26 protein-coding genes are annotated in these 22,478 nt (G+C 67.8%); 18 read left to right on the forward strand and 8 right to left on the reverse strand.

Translation table 11 applies throughout. The annotated features are described in order from the left end of the window. Nucleotides 1-5 precede the first annotated feature (5 nt). The 5 genes from ACFYPC_RS13715 to ACFYPC_RS13735 all read left to right on the forward strand — a co-directional run bounded on the left by ACFYPC_RS13715 (nt 6) and on the right by ACFYPC_RS13735 (nt 2,212). Nucleotides 6-191 (forward strand): DUF397 domain-containing protein, encoded by a 186-nt coding sequence (locus ACFYPC_RS13715; protein WP_388674681.1) that lies wholly within the window; start codon nt 6-8, stop codon nt 189-191. Between the two features lie 108 nt (nt 192-299). Next, a complete protein-coding gene (locus tag ACFYPC_RS13720) occupies nt 300-575 on the forward strand; it encodes a hypothetical protein (protein WP_388674683.1) in 276 nt (91 codons plus the stop codon). After that, nucleotides 556-1,074: a DUF6879 family protein gene (locus ACFYPC_RS13725; RefSeq protein WP_388674685.1), complete on the forward strand. Its 519-nt coding sequence runs from the start codon at nt 556-558 to the stop codon at nt 1,072-1,074. Before ACFYPC_RS13720 ends, ACFYPC_RS13725 begins: the two co-directional genes overlap by 20 nt. Before the next feature lie 12 nt (nt 1,075-1,086). Beyond that, entirely contained in the window at nt 1,087-1,935 is an 849-nt protein-coding gene (locus ACFYPC_RS13730) for a helix-turn-helix domain-containing protein (protein WP_388674687.1), read from the forward strand. Between the two features lie 91 nt (nt 1,936-2,026). Next, entirely contained in the window at nt 2,027-2,212 is a 186-nt protein-coding gene (locus tag ACFYPC_RS13735) for a hypothetical protein (RefSeq protein ID WP_388674689.1), read from the forward strand. Nucleotides 2,213-2,304: 92 nt separating this feature from the next. On the opposite strand, the gene ACFYPC_RS13740 is transcribed toward ACFYPC_RS13735, so the two are convergent. Continuing rightward, entirely contained in the window at nt 2,305-2,451 is a 147-nt protein-coding gene (locus ACFYPC_RS13740; protein WP_388674690.1) for a hypothetical protein, read from the reverse strand. A 124-nt stretch (nt 2,452-2,575) separates the two neighbouring features. Here ACFYPC_RS13740 and ACFYPC_RS13745 point away from each other — a divergent pair, with 124 nt between their 5' ends. Together ACFYPC_RS13745 and ACFYPC_RS13750 are read left to right on the forward strand one after the other, a co-directional pair. Next, a complete protein-coding gene (locus ACFYPC_RS13745) occupies nt 2,576-2,800 on the forward strand; it encodes a DUF397 domain-containing protein (RefSeq protein WP_388674692.1) in 225 nt (74 codons plus the stop codon). A 90-nt stretch (nt 2,801-2,890) separates the two neighbouring features. Next, entirely contained in the window at nt 2,891-3,373 is a 483-nt protein-coding gene (locus ACFYPC_RS13750; protein WP_388674694.1) for a hypothetical protein, read from the forward strand. Nucleotides 3,374-3,451: 78 nt separating this feature from the next. Here ACFYPC_RS13750 and ACFYPC_RS13755 read toward each other — a convergent pair whose 3' ends face one another. Next, a complete protein-coding gene (locus tag ACFYPC_RS13755) occupies nt 3,452-3,646 on the reverse strand; it encodes an acyl-CoA dehydrogenase family protein (protein ID WP_388675236.1) in 195 nt (64 codons plus the stop codon). 52 nt (nt 3,647-3,698) lie between these two features. Here ACFYPC_RS13755 and ACFYPC_RS13760 point away from each other — a divergent pair, with 52 nt between their 5' ends. Continuing rightward, nucleotides 3,699-4,064 (forward strand): DUF4440 domain-containing protein, encoded by a 366-nt coding sequence (locus ACFYPC_RS13760; protein ID WP_388674696.1) that lies wholly within the window; start codon nt 3,699-3,701, stop codon nt 4,062-4,064. 66 nt (nt 4,065-4,130) lie between these two features. Here the strand turns inward: ACFYPC_RS13760 and ACFYPC_RS13765 are convergent, their stop codons facing one another. Together ACFYPC_RS13765 and argG are read right to left on the reverse strand one after the other, a co-directional pair. Further along, nucleotides 4,131-4,526, reverse strand: a complete 396-nt coding sequence (locus ACFYPC_RS13765; protein ID WP_388674698.1) for a hypothetical protein — start codon at nt 4,524-4,526, stop codon at nt 4,131-4,133. 170 nt (nt 4,527-4,696) lie between these two features. Further along, on the reverse strand, nt 4,697-6,145 hold the full coding sequence (argG, locus tag ACFYPC_RS13770; RefSeq protein ID WP_388674700.1) for an argininosuccinate synthase: 1,449 nt from the start codon (nt 6,143-6,145) through the stop codon (nt 4,697-4,699). Between the two features lie 273 nt (nt 6,146-6,418). On the opposite strand from argG, the gene ACFYPC_RS13775 reads away from it, so the two are divergent. The 6 genes from ACFYPC_RS13775 to ACFYPC_RS13800 all read left to right on the forward strand — a co-directional run bounded on the left by ACFYPC_RS13775 (nt 6,419) and on the right by ACFYPC_RS13800 (nt 13,701). After that, the gene (locus ACFYPC_RS13775) at nt 6,419-7,462 is read left to right on the forward strand and encodes an ABC transporter substrate-binding protein (protein WP_388674702.1); all 1,044 of its coding nucleotides are present in this window, start codon (nt 6,419-6,421) and stop codon (nt 7,460-7,462) included. Between the two features lie 42 nt (nt 7,463-7,504). Beyond that, on the forward strand, nt 7,505-8,347 hold the full coding sequence (locus ACFYPC_RS13780; RefSeq protein WP_388674704.1) for a siderophore-interacting protein: 843 nt from the start codon (nt 7,505-7,507) through the stop codon (nt 8,345-8,347). A 252-nt stretch (nt 8,348-8,599) separates the two neighbouring features. Beyond that, the gene (gene desA, locus ACFYPC_RS13785) at nt 8,600-10,042 is read left to right on the forward strand and encodes a lysine decarboxylase DesA (RefSeq protein ID WP_388674706.1); all 1,443 of its coding nucleotides are present in this window, start codon (nt 8,600-8,602) and stop codon (nt 10,040-10,042) included. Then, nucleotides 10,026-11,321 carry a lysine N(6)-hydroxylase/L-ornithine N(5)-oxygenase family protein gene (locus tag ACFYPC_RS13790; RefSeq protein ID WP_388674708.1) on the forward strand — a complete coding sequence of 432 codons (1,296 nt, stop codon included), beginning with the start codon at nt 10,026-10,028 and terminating at the stop codon, nt 11,319-11,321. The genes desA and ACFYPC_RS13790 overlap by 17 nt, the downstream gene beginning before the upstream one ends. A gap of 32 nt (nt 11,322-11,353) precedes the next feature. Further along, on the forward strand, nt 11,354-11,932 hold the full coding sequence (locus ACFYPC_RS13795; protein ID WP_388675239.1) for a GNAT family N-acetyltransferase: 579 nt from the start codon (nt 11,354-11,356) through the stop codon (nt 11,930-11,932). Further along, the gene (locus ACFYPC_RS13800) at nt 11,929-13,701 is read left to right on the forward strand and encodes an IucA/IucC family protein (RefSeq protein WP_388674710.1); all 1,773 of its coding nucleotides are present in this window, start codon (nt 11,929-11,931) and stop codon (nt 13,699-13,701) included. Before ACFYPC_RS13795 ends, ACFYPC_RS13800 begins: the two co-directional genes overlap by 4 nt. 53 nt (nt 13,702-13,754) lie before the next feature. Here the strand turns inward: ACFYPC_RS13800 and ACFYPC_RS13805 are convergent, their stop codons facing one another. Further along, a complete protein-coding gene (locus ACFYPC_RS13805) occupies nt 13,755-15,347 on the reverse strand; it encodes a beta-N-acetylhexosaminidase (protein WP_388674712.1) in 1,593 nt (530 codons plus the stop codon). A 62-nt stretch (nt 15,348-15,409) separates the two neighbouring features. Between ACFYPC_RS13805 and ACFYPC_RS13810 the strand changes: the two genes are divergently transcribed. Continuing rightward, nucleotides 15,410-16,276: a DUF4429 domain-containing protein gene (locus tag ACFYPC_RS13810; protein ID WP_388674714.1), complete on the forward strand. Its 867-nt coding sequence runs from the start codon at nt 15,410-15,412 to the stop codon at nt 16,274-16,276. A gap of 129 nt (nt 16,277-16,405) precedes the next feature. On the opposite strand, the gene ACFYPC_RS13815 is transcribed toward ACFYPC_RS13810, so the two are convergent. Further along, nucleotides 16,406-17,980 carry a purple acid phosphatase family protein gene (locus ACFYPC_RS13815; protein WP_388675241.1) on the reverse strand — a complete coding sequence of 525 codons (1,575 nt, stop codon included), beginning with the start codon at nt 17,978-17,980 and terminating at the stop codon, nt 16,406-16,408. Nucleotides 17,981-18,144: 164 nt separating this feature from the next. Between ACFYPC_RS13815 and ACFYPC_RS13820 the strand changes: the two genes are divergently transcribed. Both ACFYPC_RS13820 and glmS read left to right on the forward strand, forming a co-directional pair. Continuing rightward, a complete protein-coding gene (locus ACFYPC_RS13820) occupies nt 18,145-18,402 on the forward strand; it encodes a hypothetical protein (RefSeq protein ID WP_266461726.1) in 258 nt (85 codons plus the stop codon). A gap of 27 nt (nt 18,403-18,429) precedes the next feature. Beyond that, nucleotides 18,430-20,247 carry a glutamine--fructose-6-phosphate transaminase (isomerizing) gene (gene glmS, locus ACFYPC_RS13825; protein WP_388674716.1) on the forward strand — a complete coding sequence of 606 codons (1,818 nt, stop codon included), beginning with the start codon at nt 18,430-18,432 and terminating at the stop codon, nt 20,245-20,247. 173 nt (nt 20,248-20,420) lie between these two features. On the opposite strand, the gene ACFYPC_RS13830 is transcribed toward glmS, so the two are convergent. Together ACFYPC_RS13830 and ACFYPC_RS13835 are read right to left on the reverse strand one after the other, a co-directional pair. Beyond that, nucleotides 20,421-20,990, reverse strand: coding sequence for a GPR1/FUN34/YaaH family transporter (locus ACFYPC_RS13830; RefSeq protein ID WP_388674718.1), 570 nt, complete (start codon nt 20,988-20,990; stop codon nt 20,421-20,423). 197 nt (nt 20,991-21,187) lie between these two features. Continuing rightward, complete coding sequence (locus tag ACFYPC_RS13835) at nt 21,188-21,715, reverse strand: universal stress protein (RefSeq protein WP_365436699.1); 528 nt, start codon at nt 21,713-21,715, stop codon at nt 21,188-21,190. Nucleotides 21,716-22,040: 325 nt separating this feature from the next. On the opposite strand from ACFYPC_RS13835, the gene ACFYPC_RS13840 reads away from it, so the two are divergent. Then, nucleotides 22,041-22,466: a hypothetical protein gene (locus tag ACFYPC_RS13840; RefSeq protein WP_388674720.1), complete on the forward strand. Its 426-nt coding sequence runs from the start codon at nt 22,041-22,043 to the stop codon at nt 22,464-22,466. Nucleotides 22,467-22,478: the final 12 nt, after the last annotated feature.

Consider the following 22,478-nt stretch of genomic DNA (forward strand, 5'->3'; position numbering starts at 1 on the left):
ACACCATGTCTGTGCAGTGGCAGAAGTCGTCCTTCTCCGGAGCCGGCGGCGAGAACTGTGTAGAAGTGGCCCACGCCGAATCCCATCTCTTTCTCCGCGAGAGCGACGCTCCCGGCGAGGTGCTCGCCCTGGCACCCGGCGGATTGCTGGCCCTGATACGGCACTTCGGTTCCGAGCGTCGGTCCCCGTGACGACGAAGAGCCGTGCTCCCGTGCGCCGTACCAGCCTCCCTTGACGCTGATGAGCCTGACGTCGAGGCTCGTGCACGCTGGTGCAACCACTCGACAGCGGGAGCGACCGTGACCGTGAAGTTCCTTGGGATCATCCCCAACACGCCGACCGACGAGTCTCCGACGATCTGGCTTCATGAGGAGACGGGAGACCTTCTGATCCAGTCGTACAAGGCGACTGAGGACGAGGTGAAGCAGTGCCAGGAAGTCGGTTCGATCCCTGGCCACTCCACGGACGTTCCAGACCACGAGACGATCGTCAGGCTTCCGGCGGTCATGCTGAAGTACATCCCCCGCCCGGACGACGGCAACGGAGAAACGGCAAGTGCAACCACCCGCGCGTAACGCCCTGGCGAAGGCCCAACAATCAGCCGTGCACCTTGAGATGCGGGACAGTTACATGCTGGACGATCCCGAGTTCATCGCGTGGCAGCAGGGCAGGCGGCTTAATCCCGGTGACCGCTCCTCGTGGTGGGGTGGATGGCACGACGTTGTGCGCGACGCGGTCGACCGTGGCGTTGTGGTCCGGCGTGCCCGCATCGTCTCCGAGCCGATCAGCGACTATGCGCGGTACGAATACGACGGCACGTTCACCAACATCGCTGCGGGTGAACTGGTGCGATGGCTGCCGAGGCGGGAGACGACCGATCTTGCGTTGCCCGGTACGGACTTCTGGGTGTTCGACGGCGCGCAGGCGCTCTTCCATCACTTCACCGGAGAGGGACAGTTGGACGAGGACGGCCGGGAGTACACGGACGATCCCACGCGGGTGAAACCGTGCGTCGATGCCTTCGAGGCAGTGTGGCAACGAGCGACCCCTCATGAGGAGTACCGGCCCCGCTGACCTGTCGCGACCATGGCTGTCTCCCCTTCCTCAAGCGCTCAGCAGGCCCGGCAGGCTCTGGCTGACCGTCTCGCCGAGCTGTGCCGGGACGCGGGGCTGTCCGGGCGCGATGTAGCCGGACGCTGCGGCTGGCATCCGTCCAAGTCGTCCCGGATCATGAACGCCCGCACGCCTCCATCTGCCGACGACATCCGGGCATGGTGTCGGGCGTGCGGGGCCGAAGATCACACGGCCGATCTCATCGCCTCGCTGCGGACGGCCGAGGGCATGTGGGTCGGCTGGCGGCGCATGGAGCGCGCCGGGCTCAAACAGGCGCAGGAAGCACGCTTGCCGTTGTTCGAGCGCACCCACCGTTTCCGCGCCTATTCGTCTTGGCTCGTGCCGGGCTTGATCCAGACGTACAGCTACACCGAAGCCGTGTTGCGGGCTGTTCAGCGCCGCAGGGTCGATGTGGATGACGTGTCCGAAGCGGTGGCAGTCCGCATGGAACGTCAGCGTGTGCTGTACGAGGGGGACCGGCGGTTCGCGTTCCTGGTCGAGGAATCGGTCCTGCGCAACGGACTCTGCGGGGCGGAGGCGCTGATCGGACAGCTCGGTCACCTGTTCACAGTCGGCTCACTGCCCAACGTCAGCCTGGGTGTGGTGCCCATGGGACCTGACCGGTCTCGGATGCCCGTAGAGGGGTTCTGGATCTTCGATGCGGAACAGGTCAACGTCGAGTTGGTCTCGGGCCATCTCACGATCACGCAGCCCAGCGAGGTGGGCGCGTACGCCGACAGCTTCGCGGAGCTGGCAGACCTGGCCGTTTACGGTGCGAGCGCTCGTGCGCTGATCACGGCGGCAATGGACTCTCTCGGGTGATTGCCATGCAATCCCATGCAACATCGTGGCTTGGCAACTTCCCTCCTCCCTACGGTCATTCCATCGAGCCAATAAACCGGGGAGGCCACCCATGGAGACCCAGAAACCGCAGCACTACCGCCTGACCGAGTCACCGGCCGAGCTCTCCGCCGAGCCAGGGTGTGCCGCCTGTCTGTCCCTCGTGGTCGCCAGACGGAACGCGCGCTCCAACGGTGACTACAGCGGTGTGTCCGACCGCAACGTGGAGCTGCGCCAGCATCAGGCGGAGGTGCACTGATGGACATGCGAACGTGGCGGGAAAGCCGTAGCCGGGCGGTCGATGCCACCGCGGTGCTTCGCGAAGGTCTGGTCGCACTCGGTGTTCCGGAGTCAGTCCAGCAGCGTCTGCGGCCGCTGGTCACCCACTCCGGAACAGCGCTGGTGCATGTGGGGACGATCCGCGCGGAGGACGCGGAGCGGATAGCGGAAGTGCTCCGCGGCGCGGCCGGTGCGCTGCGTCTGAGACCGACCGGCCATGAAACAGGGTCATAGTTCCGGGCGTCACCCGTCACGCATGCCGCTTCCTCCTCCGTGAACTCCCGTCCGGCAAGGGCGGCGACGGTCGTCCACGACCGTGACAGTTGAGCAGGAAGGTGTGGCGATGCAGAACGGAAATGACCTGTACGCGCTCAACATCGGCGGGGCCGCGTTCGTGAAAGCGTGTGGCGGTCCCTGTACTGAGGGGTGCGTGACCCTGGCCCGGATCGGTGACGACTCCTGGGCCCTCGGTGACAGCAAGCGGCCGGACGCGGAACCGCTGCGGTTCACCACGGAGGAGTTGGACGCGGCCGGTATCGACCCGACGCGGTTCGGCCTGTCGGCCTGATCCTCCCGAGCGGTCGGTCCCATCCCTCCCCTTCTTCACCGGGGTGGGGCCGACTGGCCCCACCCGCATCCGACCCCAACGGGACGACTGTTGCACCACCATGGCTATCTGTGGACGGGGCCGAAACAGCGATTCGACCAGGAGGCACTGCGGCGGCCTCCGCATACTGACCCGCCGCCGGCGGGGAGCAGACCGGAACTGATTCAGCGATACCGCGAGGTGGTCGCGGAATTCCCCACCTCTGATCTGCCGCCCCTGGAAACGGCGCTCTGGCTGATGAAACCGGGTTCTGTGGTCCGTGGCACGTGGGATGAGGCGAAGGAGGCCGCGGATTGGCTTGGAGAGCGGTTGGCCGAGTACGCGCCGCGCTTCGACTCCGACGCGGAGCGTGACTCCCTCCGCGTGACGCAACTCGTGAACTCGGCAGCAAGGCAATTGAGTTGGGGCGGCGATGTGTCCTTGGGCTTCTACCTCGAACGCCCTTCGTACCTCTCCCTGGCCCTGGTCACCTGCTCACCGAACCGTGCGGCGCCCGATCTGCCCTGTCCGTCGCCCGGAGGAGAGGTGAAGTGATGGACGAACCTCGCGATCGGCCCTCATCCGACCCGATGAGAGCCGTCGTACCTATCCGGCCGATCCGAACCCGCCGAATCAGCCCCCCAACCCCAACTCCCGCGCGATCAACATCCGTTGTACCTCGCTCGCCCCCTCCCCGATCTCCAGGATCTTGGAGTCGCGCCACATGCGGGCCACCGGGTACTCGTTCGTGAAGCCGTAGCCGCCGTGGATCTGGGTGGCGTCTCTGCACGCCTGGCTCCTGGCGTCCGCCGAACCACACTGATTCAGCGGAGCTAAATACTCGTTGTACCTGGGCTACGGGTGTTCGTAGAGTCCGAGCATGATGGACGAGGGCGAGCGGGCAGTGCAAGCGGCCATCGATGGGGAGTTTCGCCTGCAGGATCCTGGGGTGCGTGCTTCTCCGGCTCTTGTTCTGGAGCTTCTGGATCCGGAGTTCACAGAGATCGGAGCGTCTGGACGCTGGTGGGATGCCGAGTCGATCCTCACGGTGACGAGCGCGGGAACGGTGTCCCCGGAGTCGCCCGTCAAAGTCAGCAATATGTCTGGGCTCGTGCTGGCTCCCGGGATCGTTCACCTGACGTACTTCTCCGACAATCAGGGGCGCCGGGCATGGCGAAGCTCCCTTTGGCGTCTGACGGAGACGGGCTGGCGCCTGTATTTTCACCAGGGCACTTTGGCTGACTGAAGGATGAGCGCCAGCCAGCATCACCAAGAGCCCGCAGCAGCCCTGCTCACATCAAGCCGCACGTCATCATCGCCATGTGGATCCCTGCTCGTCAGTGCGCCTGCGCCCGTCAGTGAACTCGTGGACAAGCTGGATCTCGCCGACGATATGGGCGTTGAACTCGTCGAGTTCCTCGGCTGGAACCCACAGTTCGAGGATCGTCCGTCCGCCGGCCTGCTGGATGGGATACCGGCTGAGGAACTCCGACTCGACTTCGAAGCGCGTGACGAAGCCGGCGCCGTCGTGTTTCACGTTCCAGTCCCTCGCGATCCTGACCGCGTAGTCCTCGTTGAGGACCGGATAGAAGATCGGCTGCTCGGGGAGGCGGGGCGGCCAGGCACGCCAGTTCAGTTCCCGGACAAGGTCCAGTTCCTTGGGGCCGGTCGGGCGCCACAGGGTCGTCGTTGCTTGCTGTCCGGTCACGGGCTCGCTCTCTGAAGTCACTCTGTTCGGGTCACTGAGCGCGAGGTTATGGGATACCCCAAGACCGGCGGGCCCCAGCGGAATGAATCCGCCGGAGCCCGCAGCCCAAGTACCAACCACCGAACCCGGTGACCGATCCCGGGGACTGGCCCCGGCGACCGACCCCCGTCTCAGTCCGTCCCCGCCTCCATAGCCGCCCGATCCAGCATCGTCTCCTCGTCCGGGGCCTCGCCGCGGGAGGCGATCGCCTCGGCGCCGCCCTCGTCCATGGCGCCGATCAGGCCGGTCGAGGCGGCCTGCGCGGCGCCGATCGGTGTCGGGTGGGCGGTGCCGACGAGGCCGAGGCTCACGTACTGTTCGAGCCGCGCACGCGAGTCCGCGATGTCCAAGTTGCGCATGGTGAGCTGGCCGATGCGGTCGACCGGGCCGAACGCCGAGTCCTCGGTCCGCTCCATGGAGAGCTTGTCCGGGTGGTAACTGAGCGCCGGGCCCCGGGTGTCGAGGACCGAGTAGTCCTCGCCGCGCCGCAGCCGCACGGTCACCTCGCCGGTGATCGCCGCGCCGACCCAGCGCTGCAGCGACTCACGCACCATCAGCGCCTGCGGGTCCAGCCAGCGGCCCTCGTAGAGCAGCCGGCCGAGCTGGCGGCCCTGGTTGTGGTACGCGGCCACGGTGTCCTCGTTGTGGATCGCGTTGACCAGGCGCTCGTAGGCGATGTGCAGCAGCGCCATGCCGGGCGCCTCGTAGATACCGCGGCTCTTGGCCTCGATGATCCGGTTCTCGATCTGGTCGGACATGCCCAGACCGTGCCGGCCGCCAATCGCGTTGGCCTCCATGACGAGGTCGACCGAGGAGGCGAACTCCTTGCCGTTGATCGTGACCGGCCGGCCCTGGTCGAAGCCGATCGTCACGTCCTCCGTGGCGATCTCCACCGACGGGTCCCAGAACCGCACGCCCATGATCGGGTCGACCGTCTCGATGCCGGTGTCGAGGTGCTCCAGGGTCTTGGCCTCGTGCGTGGCGCCCCAGATGTTGGCGTCCGTGGAGTACGCCTTCTCCGTCGAGTCCCGGTACGGCAGCTCGTGCGCGAGCAGCCACTCCGACATCTCCTTGCGGCCGCCGAGTTCCGTGACGAAGTCGGCGTCCAGCCAGGGCTTGTAGATCCGCAGGTGCGGGTTGGCGAGCAGCCCGTAGCGGTAGAACCGCTCGATGTCGTTGCCCTTGAACGTGGAGCCGTCGCCCCAGATCTGTACCCCGTCCTCGAGCATGGCCCGCACCAGCAGCGTGCCCGTCACCGCGCGCCCCAGCGGAGTGGTGTTGAAGTACGGGCGCCCGCCCGACCTGACGTGGAAGGCGCCGCAGGCGAGGGCGGCCAGGCCTTCCTCGACCAGCGCGGCACGGCAGTCGACGAGCCGGGCGATCTCGGCGCCGTACGCGAAGGCACGGTCGGGCACGGACGCGATGTCGGGCTCGTCGTACTGACCGATGTCGGCTGTGTACGTGCAGGGGACGGCGCCCTTGTCACGCATCCAGGCGACGGCGACCGACGTGTCGAGGCCGCCGGAGAAGGCAATGCCGACGCGCTCGCCGGTGGGGAGGGAGGTGAGAACCTTGGACATGGCAAGATTATGCAATAGAACGCATGATCATGCAAGGCCGAGCCGCAAGCGCCGGGCAGCAGAAAAACAGGTGGGTGAACTCGCAGAAGGTGAATGAGAGTTGAGGCGTCACGCCCGACCGGCTCGGTGGCGCACGGACGCACGCGCACCTTCACGGACAACTCACAGCCCAAGGGGAGGAAGCCCCAACCCTGGACATCTTATGAGGTTAGGCTAACCTACCTTCGAACCTGTCAGGCGGGCGCTCCCGCCCCGTGTCGAAAGCAGCCGCACATGTCCAACGCCCGTGCCACCCACCTCACCCGTCGCGGCATCCTCGCCGCCGGCGGCGCCCTCGGCCTCGGTGCCGTTCTCGCCGCCTGCGGAGACGACGACCCGACCAGCAGTGGCTCGGCGGACGAGACGAAGGCCGCATCCGGTCCCTGGACGTTCAAGGACGACCGCGGCACGACGGTGAAGCTGGACGCGATACCGGCGAACATCGTCGCGTTCACCGGCGTCGCCGCCGCGCTGTTCGACTACGGCATCGAGGTCAAGGGCGTCTTCGGCCCGACCAAGACCGCGGACGGCAAGGCCGATGTCCAGGCCGGCGACATCGACATCAGCAAGGTGACGATCCTCGGCAACGAGTGGGGCCAGTTCAACATCGAGAAGTACGCCGCTCTCGCCCCGGACGTGCTGATCTCCACGCTCTTCGACGACGCGGGCACCCTCTGGTACGTCCCCGAGGAGTCCAAGGACAAGATCCTCAAGCTCGCCCCGAGCGTCGGCATCTCCGTCTACGACCGTCAGCTGCCCGTGTCGCTGGAGCGCATGTACGCGCTCGCCGAGTCGCTCGGCGCCGATGTGCAGGCCGCCGAGGTCGTCGACGCGAAGAAGAAGTTCGAGACGGCCGCCGAGCGACTGCGCGCCGCCGCCAAGGCGCACCCCGACATCAAGGTGCTCGCCGGTTCCGCGAGCCAGGACATCTTCTACGTCTCCGGCTCGAACCTCTCCATCGACCTGGAGTACTTCAAGGCGCTCGGCGTGAACCTCGTCGAGCCCGACCCCAAGGTCCTCAAGGCCAGCGGCGGCTGGTACGAGAACCTGAGCTGGGAGAACGTCGACAAGTACCCGGCCGACATCATCATGATGGACGACCGCACCGGGACCATCCAGCCGGCCGACATCACCGAGGCGACCTGGAAGCAGCTGCCCGCCGTCAAGGCCGGCCAGGTCATCCCACGCTCCCCCGAACCGATCATCTCGTACGACAAGTGCACCCCTCTTCTCGACAACCTCGCCGAGGCCATCGAGAACGCCAAGAAGGTCGCCTGACCTTCCCGGACAGCGCACCCTGACCGCACCTCAGGAGCACTCATGCCGACGGCCGTCGTCGCCCCGTTCCGTTTCTTCTCCCTCCAGGTCGTAGCGACGAGACGGCTCGGCCCGTCGCTGACCCGGGTGACCTTCGCGGGCCCCGACCTGCGCGCGTTCGCCTCCGGCGGCCAGGACCAGAGCCTTTCCCTCTTCCTGCCGCACCCGGGCCAGTCCGAGCCCCGCGTCCCGATCGAGCTGGGCGAGGACTGGTGGCGGGGCTGGCGCGAACTCCCGGACGACGTACGGGCGGTGATGCGCTCGTACACGCTGCGGGCGCTGCGGCGCGACCCCGACGAGATCGACATCGACTTCGTGCTGCACGGCGTGGAACCGGGGGCCGCGACACCCGCCGGCCCCGCCTCCCGCTGGGCGTACGAAGCGGCCCCCGGGGACCGAGTCCTACTGCTCGGCCCGGCGGTCGAGGACAACAGAGCGATCCGCTTCCGGCCGCCCGAGGACACCGACCTGGTGGTCATCTGGGCCGACGAGACCGCCGTGCCCGCCGCCTCCGCCATCCTCGAGGCGCTCCCGGTCGGCACCCGCGCCCGGGCCTGGCTGGAGGTCGAGCACGCCGAGGACGTCCAGGACCTGGTGACCGCGGCTGACGCGGACATCGTCTGGCTGGTACGGGACGAGAGCTCCCCCATGGCCGTCGACGCCGTGCGAGCCGCTCAACTCCCGCCCGCCGAACGGCCGTACGTCTGGATCGCGGGTGAGTCCGGCCAGGTGAAGGAGTTGCGGCGCCATCTCGTACGCGAACGCGGGATCGACCGCAGACGCATCACCTTCGTCGGCTACTGGCGCCGCGGGCTGACCGAGGAACAACTGCGCGAGCAGGAGTAACCCCCAGCCCTCAGCCACGCCCGGCCCGGCCCGGCCCACGAGCAACCCATTGCTCTTGGGCCGGAGTGGCTGAGGGGTGCCCCTCAGCCACTCCGGCCCATCCCCTCGGACGAGGCGTTTGTCACCCACCGGACAGAAAGACGTCACCGGGACGGGGTGATTCGGTCGAGTTAGGTTAGGCTAACCTAAGTTGAAGACATGGTTCCGCTCCCTCATGTCCCGCCCGGACACTCCCCGCACGGAGGACCCCACATGCGCTCGCACCTGCTCAATGACACGACCGCGGAGCGGTACCGCCGTTCCGCGACCGAAGGTATAGAGCGGGTGGCGGCCAAACTCGCCACCACCGACCGTCCGTTCACCGGCGTCACGGTCGACGCCCTGGCCCCCCGTATCGAGCAGATCGACCTGGACCGCCCGCTGCACGACATCACGGCGGCCCTCGACGAACTCGAAGAGGTCTACCTCCGGGACGCGATCTACTTCCATCACCCGCGCTATCTCGCGCACCTCAACTGCCCGGTCGTCATCCCGGCCGTGGTCGGCGAGGCGGTCCTCTCGGCCGTCAACTCCTCCCTGGACACCTGGGACCAGTCGGCCGGCGGCACCCTCATCGAGCGCAAGCTCGTCGACTGGACCAACGAGCGCATCGGCTTCGGCCCGGCCGCCGACGGCGTCTTCACCTCCGGTGGCTCGCAGTCCAACCTCCAGGCGCTGCTGCTCGCCCGTGAGGAAACCAAGTCCGACGGTCTCGCCAAACTGCGCATCTTCGCCTCCGAGGCCAGCCACTTCAGCGTCAAGAAGTCGGCCAAACTCCTCGGCCTGAACGCGGAGTCCGTCGTCTCGATCCCCGTCGACCACGACAAGCGCATGCAGACGGTCGCACTCGCCCGCGAACTGGAACGCTGCAAGAGCGCCGGACTCGTCCCCATGGCCGTCGTCGCCACCGCCGGCACGACCGACTTCGGCTCCATCGACCCGCTGCCCGAAATCGCCGAACTGTGCTCGCAGTTCGGTACCTGGATGCACGTCGACGCCGCCTACGGCTGCGGACTGCTCGCCTCCCTGAAGAACCGGGACCGCATCGAAGGCATCGAGCGCGCCGACTCCGTCACCGTCGACTACCACAAGTCCTTCTTCCAGCCGGTGAGTTCATCCGCCCTGCTCGTCCGGGACGCCGCCACCCTGCGCCACGCCACCTATCACGCGGAGTACCTCAACCCGGTCCGCGCAGTGCAGGAACGTATCCCCAACCAGGTGGACAAGTCCCTCCAGACCACCCGCCGCTTCGACGCGCTCAAGCTCTGGATGACGCTCCGGGTGATGGGCGCCGACGGGATCGGCGAACTCTTCGACGAGGTCTGCGATCTGGCCGCCGAGGGCTGGAAACTGCTGGCCGCCGACCCGCGCTTCGACGTCGTGGTCGCGCCGTCCCTCTCCACCCTGGTCTTCCGCTTCATCCCGTCGGCGGTCACCGATCCCGCCGAGATCGACCGCGCCAACCTGTATGCCCGCAAGGCACTGTTCGCCTCCGGTGACGCCGTCGTCGCGGGTACGAAGGTCGGCGGGCGGCACTACCTGAAGTTCACCCTGCTCAATCCCGAGACCACGACGGACGACATCACCGCCGTACTCGATCTGATCGCCGGCCATGCCGAGCAGTACCTTGGAGAGTCCCTTGACCGCGCTTCCTGAATCCGCGCTTCCTGAATCCGCCGTGAAAACGCACGACTTCATCGGCATCGGACTGGGCCCCTTCAACCTCGGCCTCGCCTGCCTGACCGAGCCGATCGCCGAACTGGACGGCGTCTTCCTCGACTCCAAGCCCCACTTCGAGTGGCACTCCGGGATGTTCCTGGACGGCGCGCACCTCCAGACGCCGTTCATGTCGGACCTGGTCACACTGGCCGACCCGACGTCCCCGTACTCCTTCCTCAACTACCTCAAAGAGTCGGGCCGTCTGTACTCGTTCTACATCCGCGAGAACTTCTATCCCCTCCGGGTCGAGTACGACGACTACTGCCGCTGGGCGGCCTCCAAACTCTCCAGTGTCCGCTTCGACACGACGGTCACCGAGGTCAGTCACGAGGACGAGGTGTACGTCGTCCGCACACAGGCCGGTGAGGAGTTCCGCGCCCGGCATCTGGTCCTGGGCACCGGCACCCCGCCGTACATCCCCGACGCCTGCGCCGGACTCGGCGGCGACTTCATCCACAACTCCCGCTATGTGCAGCACAAGCAGGAGTTGCAGCGGAAGGAGTCGATCACGCTGGTCGGCAGCGGTCAGTCGGCCGCCGAGATCTACTACGACCTGCTGAGCGAGATCGACGTCCACGGCTACCAGCTCAACTGGGTCACGCGCTCCCCGCGTTTCTTCCCCCTCGAATACACCAAGCTCACGCTGGAGATGACCTCCCCGGAATACATCGACTACTTCCACGCGCTGCCCGAGCCGACCCGCTACCGCCTCCAGACGGAGCAGAAGGGCCTGTTCAAGGGCATCGACGGCGAGCTGATCGACTCGATCTTCGACCTGCTCTACCAGAAGAAGGTCGGCGGCGGCCCGGTCCCCACCCGGCTGCTCACCAACTCCTCGCTCGACACGGCGACTTACCGGGACGGGAGGTACACCCTCGGCCTGCGCCAGGAGGAGCAGGGCAAGGAGTACGAGCTGAGCTCCCAGGGTCTGATCCTCGCGACCGGTTACAAGTACACCGAGCCCGAGTTCCTCAAGCCGGTCAGCGACCGGCTGCGCTACGACTCGCGGGGCAACTTCGACGTGGCCCGCAACTACGCCATCGACACGACCGGGCGCGGGATCTTCCTCCAGAACGCCGGCGTCCACACCCACTCGATCACCTCTCCGGACCTCGGCATGGGCGCGTACCGCAACGCGTACATCATCCGCGAGCTGCTCGGCACCGAGTACTACCCGGTCGAGAAGACGATCGCGTTCCAGGAGTTCGCCGTATGAGCCGTCTCAGCCGAACAGGTCGTACGGGCCGTATGACCGCCACCGACATCGGCACGTTCACCATCCGCGCCCTCGACCCATTGCAGGACGCCGAGCTGCTGCACAGCTGGGTCACCCACCCCAAGTCCGCCTTCTGGATGATGCAGGACGCCAGGCTCCAGGACGTGGAGCGGGAGTACATGGCCATCGCGGCGGCCGAGCACCACCACGCCTTCCTCGGTCTGCTGGACGGCGAGCCCGTCTTCCTGATGGAGAGCTACGACCCCCGGTACGTCGAACTCGTCGGCCTGTACGAGCCCGAGCCCGGCGACGTCGGCATGCACTTCCTGGTCGCGCCGACGGACACGCCCGTGCACGGTTTCACGCGGGCCGTGATCACCGCGGTCATGGCGGAGCTGTTCGCCGACCCGGCGACCCACCGGGTCGTCGTCGAGCCCGACGTGCGCAACAAGGCGGTGCACGCCCTCAACGAAGCCGTCGGTTTCGTCCCCGAGCGCGAGATCGACAAGCCCGAGAAGCGCGCGCTGCTGAGCTTCTGCACGCGTGAACAGTTCGACGTCGCGATACGAGAAGACGCCGCGATACGAGAAGTACGGAGTATGGCGAAATGACCTTGTCCGACGCTGTGGCGCACCTCTCCCCCGAGCGCTGGGACCGCGCCAACCGGCTGCTCGTCCGCAAGGCGCTCGCCGAGTTCGCGCACGAACGGCTGATCACGCCGGAGGCCGAGGGCGAGGACCGGTACGTCGTCCGCGGCGACGACGGGCTGACCCACTACCGCTTCACCGCCCGCCTCCGCGCACTCGACCACTGGCTGGTCGACGCCGACTCGATCACCCGCCACCGCGACGGCGCTGAACTCCCGCTCGCCGCACTGGACTTCTTCATCGAGCTGAAGAAGACGCTCGGCCTGAACGACGAGGTCCTGCCCGTCTATCTGGAGGAGATCTCCTCCACCCTCTCGGGCACCTGCTTCAAGCTCACCAAGCCGCAGATCCCGGTCGCCGAGCTCGCCAGGAGTAGCTTCCAGGAGATCGAGACCGGCATGACCGAGGGCCACCCCTGCTTCGTCGCCAACAACGGCCGGCTCGGCTTCGGCGTGCACGACTATCTGTCGTACGCCCCCGAGACCGCGAGCCCGGTCCGGCTGGTGTGGCTGGGCGCGCACCGCTCACGGGCGGCGTTCACGGCGGGGGTCGGAATCGAGTACGAGTCGTTCCTGCGTGAGGAGCTGGGCGCGGAGACCGTCGAGCGGTTCGCGAAGACCCTCACCGGGCAGGGCCTCGACGCCGACGACTACCTCCTCATCCCCGTCCACCCCTGGCAGTGGTGGAACAAGCTGTCGGTGACGTTCGCGGCCGAGGTCGCCCAGCGGCACCTGGTCTGCCTCGGCGAGGGTGCCGACGAGTACCTGGCCCAGCAGTCGATCCGGACGTTCTTCAACCGGTCGCACCCCGAGAAGCACTACGTCAAAACGGCACTCTCGGTCCTCAACATGGGCTTCATGCGCGGGCTTTCGGCCGCGTACATGGAGGCGACTCCGGCGATCAACGACTGGCTCGCCCAACTTGTCGAGAACGACCCGGTGTTGAGGTCCACCGGCCTCTCGGTCATCCGTGAACGGGCCGCCGTCGGCTACCGCCACCTGGAGTACGAGGCCGCCACCGACCGCTACTCCCCGTACCGCAAGATGCTTGCCGCGCTGTGGCGCGAGAGCCCGGTGCCCGCTCTCCAGGAGGGCGAGACCCTGGCGACGATGGCCTCACTCGCCCATGTCGACCACGAGGGCCGGTCCTTCGCGGGCGCGCTGATCGAGCGGTCGGGGCTGAACCCTGTGGAGTGGCTGCGCCGCTATCTGAACGCCTACCTCACCCCCCTGCTGCACAGCTTCTACGCCTACGACCTGGTGTACATGCCGCACGGCGAGAACGTCATCCTGGTCCTCAAGGACGGCGTTGTGCAGCGCGCGGTCTTCAAGGACATCGCCGAGGAGATCGCCGTCCTGGACCCGCAGGCGGTACTGCCCCCGGCCGTCGAGCGGATCCGCGTCGATGTTCCCGAGGACAAGAAGCTCCTGTCGATCTTCACGGACGTCTTCGACTGCTTCTTCCGCTTCCTGGCGGCGGATCTGGACGCCGAGGGAATCCTCGACGAGGACCGCTTCTGGCGGACGGTCGCCGAGTCGGCACGCGCCTACCAGGAGGCGAACCCCGAGCTCGCCGACAAGTTCCGGCAGTACGACCTGTTCGCGCCGGAGTTCGCGCTGTCCTGCCTCAACCGTCTCCAACTGCGCGACAACAGGCAGATGGTGGACCTCGCCGACCCGTCCGGAGCCCTCCAGCTCGTCGGCAGCCTGAAGAACCCGATCTCGGGTCTCTGAGACGGGTGGGGCTCAGGAGACGGTCCCCTCCTGAGCCCCACCTCTACCACCGACTACTCGGTGGTCCAGGGAACCTGGGGTGACTTGTAGTAGCCGACCCCCAGCGCGTCCCAGCGCGGCGCCTGCGCCGCGAGCCGCACCTTGTACGTGTCCCAGTCATGCGTGGACGCGGGCGACCAGCCGAGCTCCGCCACGCCGGGCAGCCGCGGAAACACCATGTAGTCGATGTCCGCCGAGGTCACCAGCGTCTCGCTCCACAGCGGCGCCTCGACACCCTTCACCGCCGAACCGGGCACTCCGGCAAGGTAGTTGCCGGGATCCCAGTCGTAGGCCCGCTGCACCTCCACAAAGCCCGCCCAGTCCTGCCCCAGCGGGGTGTCCTTGTCGTACTTCATGTCGAGGTAGGTCCGGTCGGCCGGCGACAGGATCACCCCGGCGCCGTCCTGTGCCGCCGCCGCGACCTGCTCCTTCTCCGCCGGGTCGGTGCCGTCGAGGCCCCAGTACTGGAGCAGGGCACCAGGTGCCGGAGACGCGCCGGCCAGCTGATGCCAACCGACCACCGTCTTGCCGTACTTGGCGACGATGGGCTGCACCCGCTCCATGAAGGCCAGGTAGTCGGCGTGCGGCGTGGAGTGGGCCTCGTCGCCGCCGATGTGGATGTACTCGCCCGGCGTGATCGCCGCCAGCTCGCGGATCACGTCGTCCGCGAAGTCGTACGTGACGTCCTTCGACACGCACAGTGAACTGAACCCGACGTCTGTGCCGGTGTAGAGCGGCGGGGCGACCCCGTCGCAGTTCAGTTCTGGGTACGAGGCGAGCGCGGCGTTGGTGTGCCCCGGCATGTCGATCTCGGGGACGACCTCCAGGTGGCGCGAGGAGGCGTACCGGACGATCTCCTTGTACTGGGCCTTGGTGTAGTAGCCGCCCTGTCCCCCGCCGACCTGCGTCGAACCGCCGTAGGTGGCGAGCTGCGGCCAGGAGTCGATGGCGATGCGCCAGCCCTGGTCGTCGCTGAGGTGCAGGTGCAGCTCGTTGACCTTGTAGAGCGCCATCTCGTCGATGAAGCGCTTGACCTGGTCGACGGTGAAGAAGTGCCGGGCCACGTCGAGCATCACGCCACGGTAGGCATAACGCGGGCTGTCCTCGATGGTGCCGCCCGCGACGAGCCAGGGGCCGGGCTGCGTGGAGTCCTCCTCCACGGAGGCCGGGAGCAGTTGGCGCAGGGTCTGCACGCCGTAGAAGAGGCCGGCCGGCTCGGCCGCGGTGATGGTGATGCCGGACCTGCCGCTGTCGAGGCGGTAGCCCTCGGCGCCCAGCCCCTTCGCTCCGAGCCGGAGTTGGATGCCGCCTTGGCCGTGTGCCGACGGTGTGACCGGCAGCCGGTAGCCCGTGGAGGGCCGCAGGATGTCCGCGAGGTACTCGCCGACCTTGCGGACCTCGCTCGAGTCCTCCACGCGGATGCGGGTGTCAGTGCTGATGCGGTACGGGGTGCCGTGTGCCTGGACGGATGCGGGGGCCGGGATCACCTGACCGAGCGGCGTGACGGTCTTGTCGGCAGTGGGGGGTGCCGCGCCGACTACGGAGATGGACGCTGCCGCCACAAGCAGCAGCGTACAGAGCAGACGGGGCGTTCTGTGCTGTCTCACAAGGGCTCCCTTCTAATAGGTATAGACCACTCTCCCCTACAGCCGATGAAAGAATCCTTGGTATGGCGGAAATCATCCAGAGGGAAGGCACCTGGATCTTCGACGGTGAGGCGCTGCGCCTGACTCCCGGGCGCGACAAGAACGTCAGCCTGCTCCGCAGGACTTTGGGTGAACTGACCGTCCCACTAGGTGCGTTGGCGGGCATCTCCTTCGAACAGGGCAGGAAGACCGGGCGGTTGAGGCTCAGACTGCGCGACGGCGCCGACCCCCTGCTCCAGGCGACGGGCGGCAAACTCACGGAGCCGAACGACCCGTACCAGCTCACCGTCGAGTCCGACCGCTACGGCGTCGCCGAGTACCTCGTGGACGAGGTCCGCAACGCCCTGCTTCTGGACGAGGTGCCGTCCGGCCCCGTCGACGCCTATCTGCTGCCGGGCCCCGCCCTGCCACTGTCCGTCTCCGCCGGGGACGGCACCGCGAGCTTCGACGGCGAACACGTACGCCTGGAGTGGAACTGGAAGACGGAGGACGCGAAGGCTGCCGCCGGGGGCCGGTCACTGGCCCTCGGGGACATCACCGGCGTCGAATGGCATCCGTCGGCCGGGCTGGAGAACGGCTGCCTGCGCTTCACCGTGCGCGGCGCGCAGACGAAGGCACCGCCCAAGTACGACCCCAACTCCGTGGAGCTGTGGGGCTTCAAGAAGGATCCGCTGATGGCGCTCGTCGCGGCGGCGGTGCAGGCGCGGTTGCCGCACCCCGCGTCGGCGCAGGCCGTGAAAGAGGTGACTCCCGGCCCGGAGCCCGCCACCGAGGCCGATCATGACGCCCTGCTCCGGCGGTTGCGCGAACTCGGCGAGCTGCACAGGTCAGGCGTCCTGACGGCCGAGGAGTTCGCCATGGCCAAGCAGGCGGTCCTCAAACGGATGTGAGGACCGCCTGCCTGGGATGTACGCCCCGCCTTCCGGGCGTACGAACACTGGTTGTCTACGGGCCGTATGTGGCTGGTCGCGCCCATGCGGCGGAGCCGCAATGCCACAGCCCCGCGCCCCTAAAAGCGCTTACCTGACCCGGCGCGCCACCGTGAAGTTGTCCACCTCTTCGCCCGTCTCGGCGATGCCCCGCACCTTCAGCGTGGCCAGGCGGCCCTTCGCCGCCGGCGTCACATCCACCCGCAGGAAGGAGTAGTTGAGGTAGCGCACGCGGGACCAGGCGACCGTCTCGGCCACGTGCACGTTGCCCTTCTGGGCGACGAAGGAAGCCACGGACTCGACGTCCTTCACGTGGCCCTCGTAGGACTCCTCGGCGCTGAACGCGTACAGGCTGCGGCCGGCCGCGCCCGCGGTGACGTACACGATGCCGTCGGTCTCCGGGTAGGCGGTGGCACCGATCGGCAGGTCCTTGGCGACCTTGTTGCCCTTGATGACGTCGGTGCGCTCGTAGACGTGGTTGTGGCCGTTGATCACCAGGTCGACGGTGTACTTCTCGAAGAGCGGCACCCACTCCTGGCGCACGCCGCCCTCGGAGGCGTGGGAGGTCGATGTGCAGTAGGCGCAGTGGTGGAAGAAGACCACGATGAAGTCGATGGCGTCGGCGGCCCGGTACTTCTTGAGCTGAGCCTCCAGCCACTTGGTCTGGGTGCCGCCGGAGATGCCGAGGTTGGCCGGAATCTCCCAGGAGATGTCGTTGGCGTCCAGCGAGATGACCGCCGTGTTGCCGTGCGTGAAGGAGTACACGCCGGGGAGGTTCTTCTGGTCGGGCCCGTTGTCCGGAAGCTGCCAGCGGGCCTCCTCGCCGCCGTAGCCGTTGGGCGAGTACCAGGCCTCCATGTCGTGGTTGCCGTACGCCACCATCCACGGCACCTGCTTGGCGACCGACTCGGTCTGGTACAGGAACTGGTCCCACACGCGCGAGTCGAAGCTGCCGTCGTCAGTCTTGCCCGCGCCGGTCGGGTCGGCGTACGCGATGTCGCCCGCGTGCAGGTGGAAAGCAGGGTTCTGGGCCAGGATCAGGCTGTCGTTGGCGAGACCGTGGTAGCTGACGCCCTGGTCGCCGAAGGCCGTGAAGGTGAACGGCTCGGACTTGGCGGGCGCGGTGGTGAAGGTGCCCAGGGTGCCCGCGAGGTGCGCGGCCGCCGGGTCGAAGCCGTCGTGGCCGACGCCGTAGTAGTACGTCTGGCCGGGGCGCAGGTGGGTGAGCTGTGCGTGCACGTAGTACTGCGTGTGGTCCGCGCTCGCGCCGACGCCGGCCGGGGTGTAGAGGCTGCGCACCTCGGCCCCGATCTTGCGGGAGAGGTCCCAGGGGTGGGCGCCGATGCGGATGTACGGCTTGCTGACGGCGGCCGGGACCTGCCAGGAGACCGTCATCTCCGTCTGCGGGTCGGCGCCGTAGGCGAGGTGACGGCCGAAGGGCGCGACGAGCGCCCCGTCGACCTTCTCGGTGCTGGTGCTGGCGCTGATGCTCTGCGTCGGTACAGCGGCCTGTGCGGTCGCGCCCGTCACGAAGGCGCCGCCCGCGACGGCGCCCACGGTCACGGCGCCGCCTCTGATCATCGTGCGCCGCGAGAATTTGGCGCGGAGATATTCGTGCTGCTCGGCCATGCTCATGCGCGCGGCGAGCTTCTCCGGTACGCCCATGCGAGGAGTGTCCATGGCTGAAAAAGGTGCCCTTGGCAGCCATCGTTACGCGGGACACAGCATGAACAGCCTCCGAACAAGGTCCCATAAGAGTTTCAACAGTCACTTGCCCGATATCGGGCAGGATTCTTGCGATTGCCAGCGCTTTACCTCAGGATCGACGGGTGCACGACGAACTTGTTGATCACCTGACGCGCTCCTCGCCCCTCAACCGGGGCGAGGCGCTGCGTGTGGTCCAGGACGTGCTCGCCTACTTCGACGAGACGACCGAGGAGTACGTCCGTCGCCGCCACCGCGAGCTCCAGGCGCAGGGCCTGGTGAACGCGTCGATCTTCGAACGGATCGAGGCGGACCTGAAATACCGCGCGGTCGCACCGCCGGAGCTCACGCTCAGGCAGCTGCGCCGCATCGTCTACGGCTAGATCGTCTACGGCTAGGAATCGCAATCCATGTGCGGAATCGTCGGATACATCGGCAGGCGTGACGTCGCTCCCCTCCTGCTCGAGGGCCTCCAGCGGCTGGAGTACCGCGGCTACGACTCGGCTGGGATCGTCGTGACGACGCCCAAGACGTCCGGCCTGAAGATGGTCAAGGCCAAGGGCCGGGTGCGCGATCTGGAGGCCAAGGTCCCCAAGCGCTTCGCCGGCACCACCGGTATCGCCCACACCCGCTGGGCCACCCACGGCGCCCCTTCCGACGTGAACGCCCACCCGCACCTGTCGGCCGACGGCAAGGTCGCCGTCGTCCACAACGGCATCATCGACAACGCCTCCGACCTGCGGAAGAAGCTGGAAGCCGACGGCGTCGAGTTCCTCTCGGAGACCGACACCGAGGTGCTCACCCACCTGATCGCCCGCTCCCAGCAGGAGAAGCTGGAGGACCGGGTCCGCGACGCGCTGCGCGTGATCGAGGGCACGTACGGCATCGCGGTGCTGCACGCCGACTTTCCCGAGCGCATCGTGGTCGCCCGCAACGGCTCCCCGGTCGTCCTCGGCATCGGCGAGAAGGAGATGTTCGTCGCCTCGGACATCGCCGCCCTGGTCACCCACACGCGCCAGATCGTGACCCTGGACGACGGCGAGATGGCCACGCTCAAGGCCGACGACTTCCGCACGTACACCACCGAGGGCACCCGTACGACGTCCGAGCCGACCACCGTCGAGTGGGAGGCCGCCTCCTACGACATGGGCGGCCACGACACGTACATGCACAAGGAGATCTTCGAGCAGGCCGAGGCGGTGGACCGCGTGCTGCGCGGCCGCATCGACGACCGTTTCTCCACCGTGCACCTCGGTGGCCTGAACCTGGACGCCCGCGAGGCGCGCCAGATCCGCCGGGTGAAGATCCTCGGCTGCGGCACCTCCTACCACGCGGGCATGATCGGCGCCCAGATGATCGAGGAGCTGGCCCGTATCCCCGCGGACGCCGAGCCGGCCTCGGAGTTCCGCTACCGCAACGCCGTGGTCGACCCCGACACGCTGTACGTCGCGGTCTCCCAGTCCGGTGAGACGTACGACGTCCTCGCCGCCGTCCAGGAGCTGAAGCGCAAGGGCGCACGGGTCCTCGGCGTGGTGAACGTGGTGGGCAGCGCCATCGCCCGCGAGGCCGACGGCGGTATGTACGTCCACGCGGGACCCGAGGTCTGTGTCGTCTCCACCAAGTGCTTCACCAACACCACGGTCGCCTTCGCGCTGCTCGCGCTGCACCTGGGCCGCACCCGTGACCTGTCGGTGCGCGACGGCAAGCGGATCATCGACGGCCTGCGCAGGCTGCCCGGCCAGATCTCCGAGATCCTCGACCGGGAGGACGAGATCAAGAAGCTGGCCGAGCAGTACGCCGAGGCCCGCTCGATGCTCTTCATCGGCCGTGTCCGGGGCTACCCGGTGGCCCGTGAGGCCTCTCTGAAGCTCAAGGAGGTCTCCTACATCCACGCCGAGGCGTACCCGGCCTCCGAGCTGAAGCACGGCCCGCTGGCGCTCATCGAGCCCGCCCTCCCGACGGTCGCCATCGTCCCGAACGACGACCTCCTGGAGAAGAACCGCGCCGCCCTGGAGGAGATCAAGGCCCGCAGCGGCAGGATCCTCGCGGTCGCCCACCAGGAGCAGGAGAAGGCCGACCAGACGATCGTCGTCCCGAAGAACGAGGACGAGCTGGACCCGATCCTCATGGGCATCCCCCTCCAACTCCTCGCCTATCACACGGCGTTGGCCCTGGGGCGGGACATCGACAAGCCGCGGAACCTGGCGAAGTCGGTCACGGTGGAGTAGCCCCTTCGGGGGCGCGGGGCTGTGACATCGCGCGGTTCCGCCGCGGGGCGCGAGCAACCTGCACGACCCGCTGCCGAAGAGCACACAGAACGGGTCCCTGCGCGTGCCACCAGCACGCAGGGACCCGTTCTTCGATGAGCCGGGGTCGCCCATTACCCCAGCTCGCGCCGGCTTCAGCCGGTGGCCGTCACGCCCCGGCCGGCGGCGCGTCGGGGAAGGGCGGTGGGCCAGTGGGCGAGCGCAGCCGTCGCCCCGTACCAGGCCAGCAGGCCGCCGGCCGCGGCGAACCAGCCGCCGACCTTGGCGAGCCCGTCGGAGTCACCGAACTGCCCGATGGCGAGGAGCAGCATCGCCACAAAGAGCAAGCCGTATGCCCCGCGGGTGAGTTGATAGGCGCCGGACGCCCCGAGCGTCAGGCTGAGCGCGACCAGCGCGAACAGCAGCAGGAAGAGACCCGCCGCGTTCGCGGAGACAGCCGCGTCGGCCGAGACACCCCAGGTGAACCAGAGCGCGCCGAGCGCGGAGAACGCCGTACCGGTGAAGGCGTCATGGTCGCGGAAGGCGAACAGCCCCGCGACGAAGAGCGCGATGCCTCCGACGTAGGTGGCGAGGGAGACGGAGTCGGCGGCACTCACGCCGTCGATGACGCCGGTGTGCCCGAGGCCGAAGGCCAACAGGGTCAGTCCGAGCGCGAGTTGGCCGAGGATGGAGGTGGTGTTTCCCGCGGAGACGTCATTGTCCACGGCGGGCTCCCTTCGTGCATGTGCGGTTGTGCGGTGACCGGTATATGCCCTTCACAAGCGCACAAACACATCTACGCATGAGTAAATTCGCGGGGCTTTCCACCCGGCGTCAAAAGGGAGTTGACCGCGCCTGCGGCTCATCCCACGTGGGACAACGCCGAGTTGCGGAACGAGCAGTGACAGGGGTCGTCCGACACTCAGGGGATGACGACAACCGGACGCTGCGCGCGCTTGGCGAGCCGGCCCGCGACCGAGCCGAAGATGCGCCCGACGATGCCGTGCGTGGAGCCGACGACGATCGCGTCCGCCTCGTACTCCCGTCCCACCTCTTCGAGTTCGTGGCAGATGTCGCCACCGCGCTCGACGAGGATCCACGGGACTTCGGCCAGATACTCGGCGCAGGCGAGTTCGAGGCCGAGCAACTCGGTGCGGTGGTCCGGCACATCGACGAAGACCGGAGGCTCGCAGCCCGCCCACACCGTGGTGGGCAGCCGGTTGGCGACGTGGACGATGATCAGGCCGGAGCCGGAGCGGTGAGCCATGCCGATCGCGTAGGCGAGGGCACGCTCGCTGGACGTCGAGCCGTCGAAACCGACGACGACGCCGTGCTTGAAGGCGGGATCGCAGGACTGGCGGAGTTCTTCCGCCGCCAGGGGCTCGGCCGCCGTGGGATCGGCGAGCGGGCGCTGGCGGTCCGCGGGATCGAAGTATTCGTGACCGGCCATGGGTATCTCGGCGTTTGGATCCTCGTGGTGGGACGACGACAACGTGCGGCAGAGCTGTGTCCGGGAATCATCTTCCCAACCCCATACCCCCAAGGGTACGGCGGCACGCCTCCTCTGCCCAGATCCCGCGTGCGCTACGCGGCGTTCATCGGAGCATGCATGAGGAGGCGCCGGTAACGCAATGGTCGCTGCCCCGTACAGGCGGTTTCCACAGGGTTCACCCAGGTATGCCGCCACAGTGACCTGCCGGTCGACCACGCGTTGAACCCTTCGACCGCCGCCAGGGGGAGCAATGGAGCACCAGGTACGTACGAGGGAGCACACTGTGCCCGGACCCGAGACCTCCTCCCGCCCCGGCCCCCGGGCGCATGCCGCGGCATCCGCCGCCTCGGACACGGCGAGCGATGTGGTGCGCTGGGCGGCCTTCAGCTGCGTGTTGGTCCCCGTGGTTCTCGTCTGGTACGGCACTTCACTCGCCGGCGCGGCCGGTACGGCCCTGGGCCTGGCGGCCGTGACCGCGGCCTGCCGGGTGCTGATGCGCCAGTCCGAGCGGGGCGCGGCGCTACTGCTCGCCCAGGAGCGCGCCCCGGCCCGCGGCCGGCACGGGGTTCCGGCCTCTCGTGGAACGGCGGTCCCGAACGGAGTGCCGGCCTCCCGTGGCCCGCAGGGCGTGGGTGCCCCGCAGGGCAGGGGCGGGGTGGGGGCGCGCAGGGGCGGTCGGCACGGCGGGGGAAACAAGCCGGTCGACTGACCGGTTTACGCG

It is taken from the genome of Streptomyces sp. NPDC005808, from assembly GCF_042871385.1.
Lineage (GTDB): Bacteria > Actinomycetota > Actinomycetes > Streptomycetales > Streptomycetaceae > Streptomyces.

What these genes read in the sequence shown, in the direction of transcription:
- ACFYPC_RS13760 (WP_388674696.1), top strand. Translation starts at nt 3,699, where the DNA reads ATGATGGACGAGGGCGAGCGGGCAGTGCAAGCGGCCATCGATGGGGAG.
- ACFYPC_RS13735 (WP_388674689.1), top strand. Translation starts at nt 2,027, where the DNA reads ATGGAGACCCAGAAACCGCAGCACTACCGCCTGACCGAGTCACCGGCC.
- ACFYPC_RS13810 (WP_388674714.1), top strand. Translation starts at nt 15,410, where the DNA reads ATGGCGGAAATCATCCAGAGGGAAGGCACCTGGATCTTCGACGGTGAG.
- ACFYPC_RS13815 (WP_388675241.1), bottom strand. Translation starts at nt 17,980, where the DNA reads ATGGGCGTACCGGAGAAGCTCGCCGCGCGCATGAGCATGGCCGAGCAG.
- ACFYPC_RS13730 (WP_388674687.1), top strand. Translation starts at nt 1,087, where the DNA reads ATGGCTGTCTCCCCTTCCTCAAGCGCTCAGCAGGCCCGGCAGGCTCTG.
- ACFYPC_RS13780 (WP_388674704.1), top strand. Translation starts at nt 7,505, where the DNA reads ATGCCGACGGCCGTCGTCGCCCCGTTCCGTTTCTTCTCCCTCCAGGTC.
- glmS (WP_388674716.1), top strand. Translation starts at nt 18,430, where the DNA reads ATGTGCGGAATCGTCGGATACATCGGCAGGCGTGACGTCGCTCCCCTC.
- ACFYPC_RS13745 (WP_388674692.1), top strand. Translation starts at nt 2,576, where the DNA reads ATGCAGAACGGAAATGACCTGTACGCGCTCAACATCGGCGGGGCCGCG.
- ACFYPC_RS13715 (WP_388674681.1), top strand. Translation starts at nt 6, where the DNA reads ATGTCTGTGCAGTGGCAGAAGTCGTCCTTCTCCGGAGCCGGCGGCGAG.
- ACFYPC_RS13835 (WP_365436699.1), bottom strand. Translation starts at nt 21,715, where the DNA reads ATGGCCGGTCACGAATACTTCGATCCCGCGGACCGCCAGCGCCCGCTC.
- ACFYPC_RS13795 (WP_388675239.1), top strand. Translation starts at nt 11,354, where the DNA reads ATGACCGCCACCGACATCGGCACGTTCACCATCCGCGCCCTCGACCCA.
- ACFYPC_RS13800 (WP_388674710.1), top strand. Translation starts at nt 11,929, where the DNA reads ATGACCTTGTCCGACGCTGTGGCGCACCTCTCCCCCGAGCGCTGGGAC.
- desA (WP_388674706.1), top strand. Translation starts at nt 8,600, where the DNA reads ATGCGCTCGCACCTGCTCAATGACACGACCGCGGAGCGGTACCGCCGT.
- ACFYPC_RS13740 (WP_388674690.1), bottom strand. Translation starts at nt 2,451, where the DNA reads ATGGCCGGTCGGTCTCAGACGCAGCGCACCGGCCGCGCCGCGGAGCAC.
- argG (WP_388674700.1), bottom strand. Translation starts at nt 6,145, where the DNA reads ATGTCCAAGGTTCTCACCTCCCTCCCCACCGGCGAGCGCGTCGGCATT.
- ACFYPC_RS13775 (WP_388674702.1), top strand. Translation starts at nt 6,419, where the DNA reads ATGTCCAACGCCCGTGCCACCCACCTCACCCGTCGCGGCATCCTCGCC.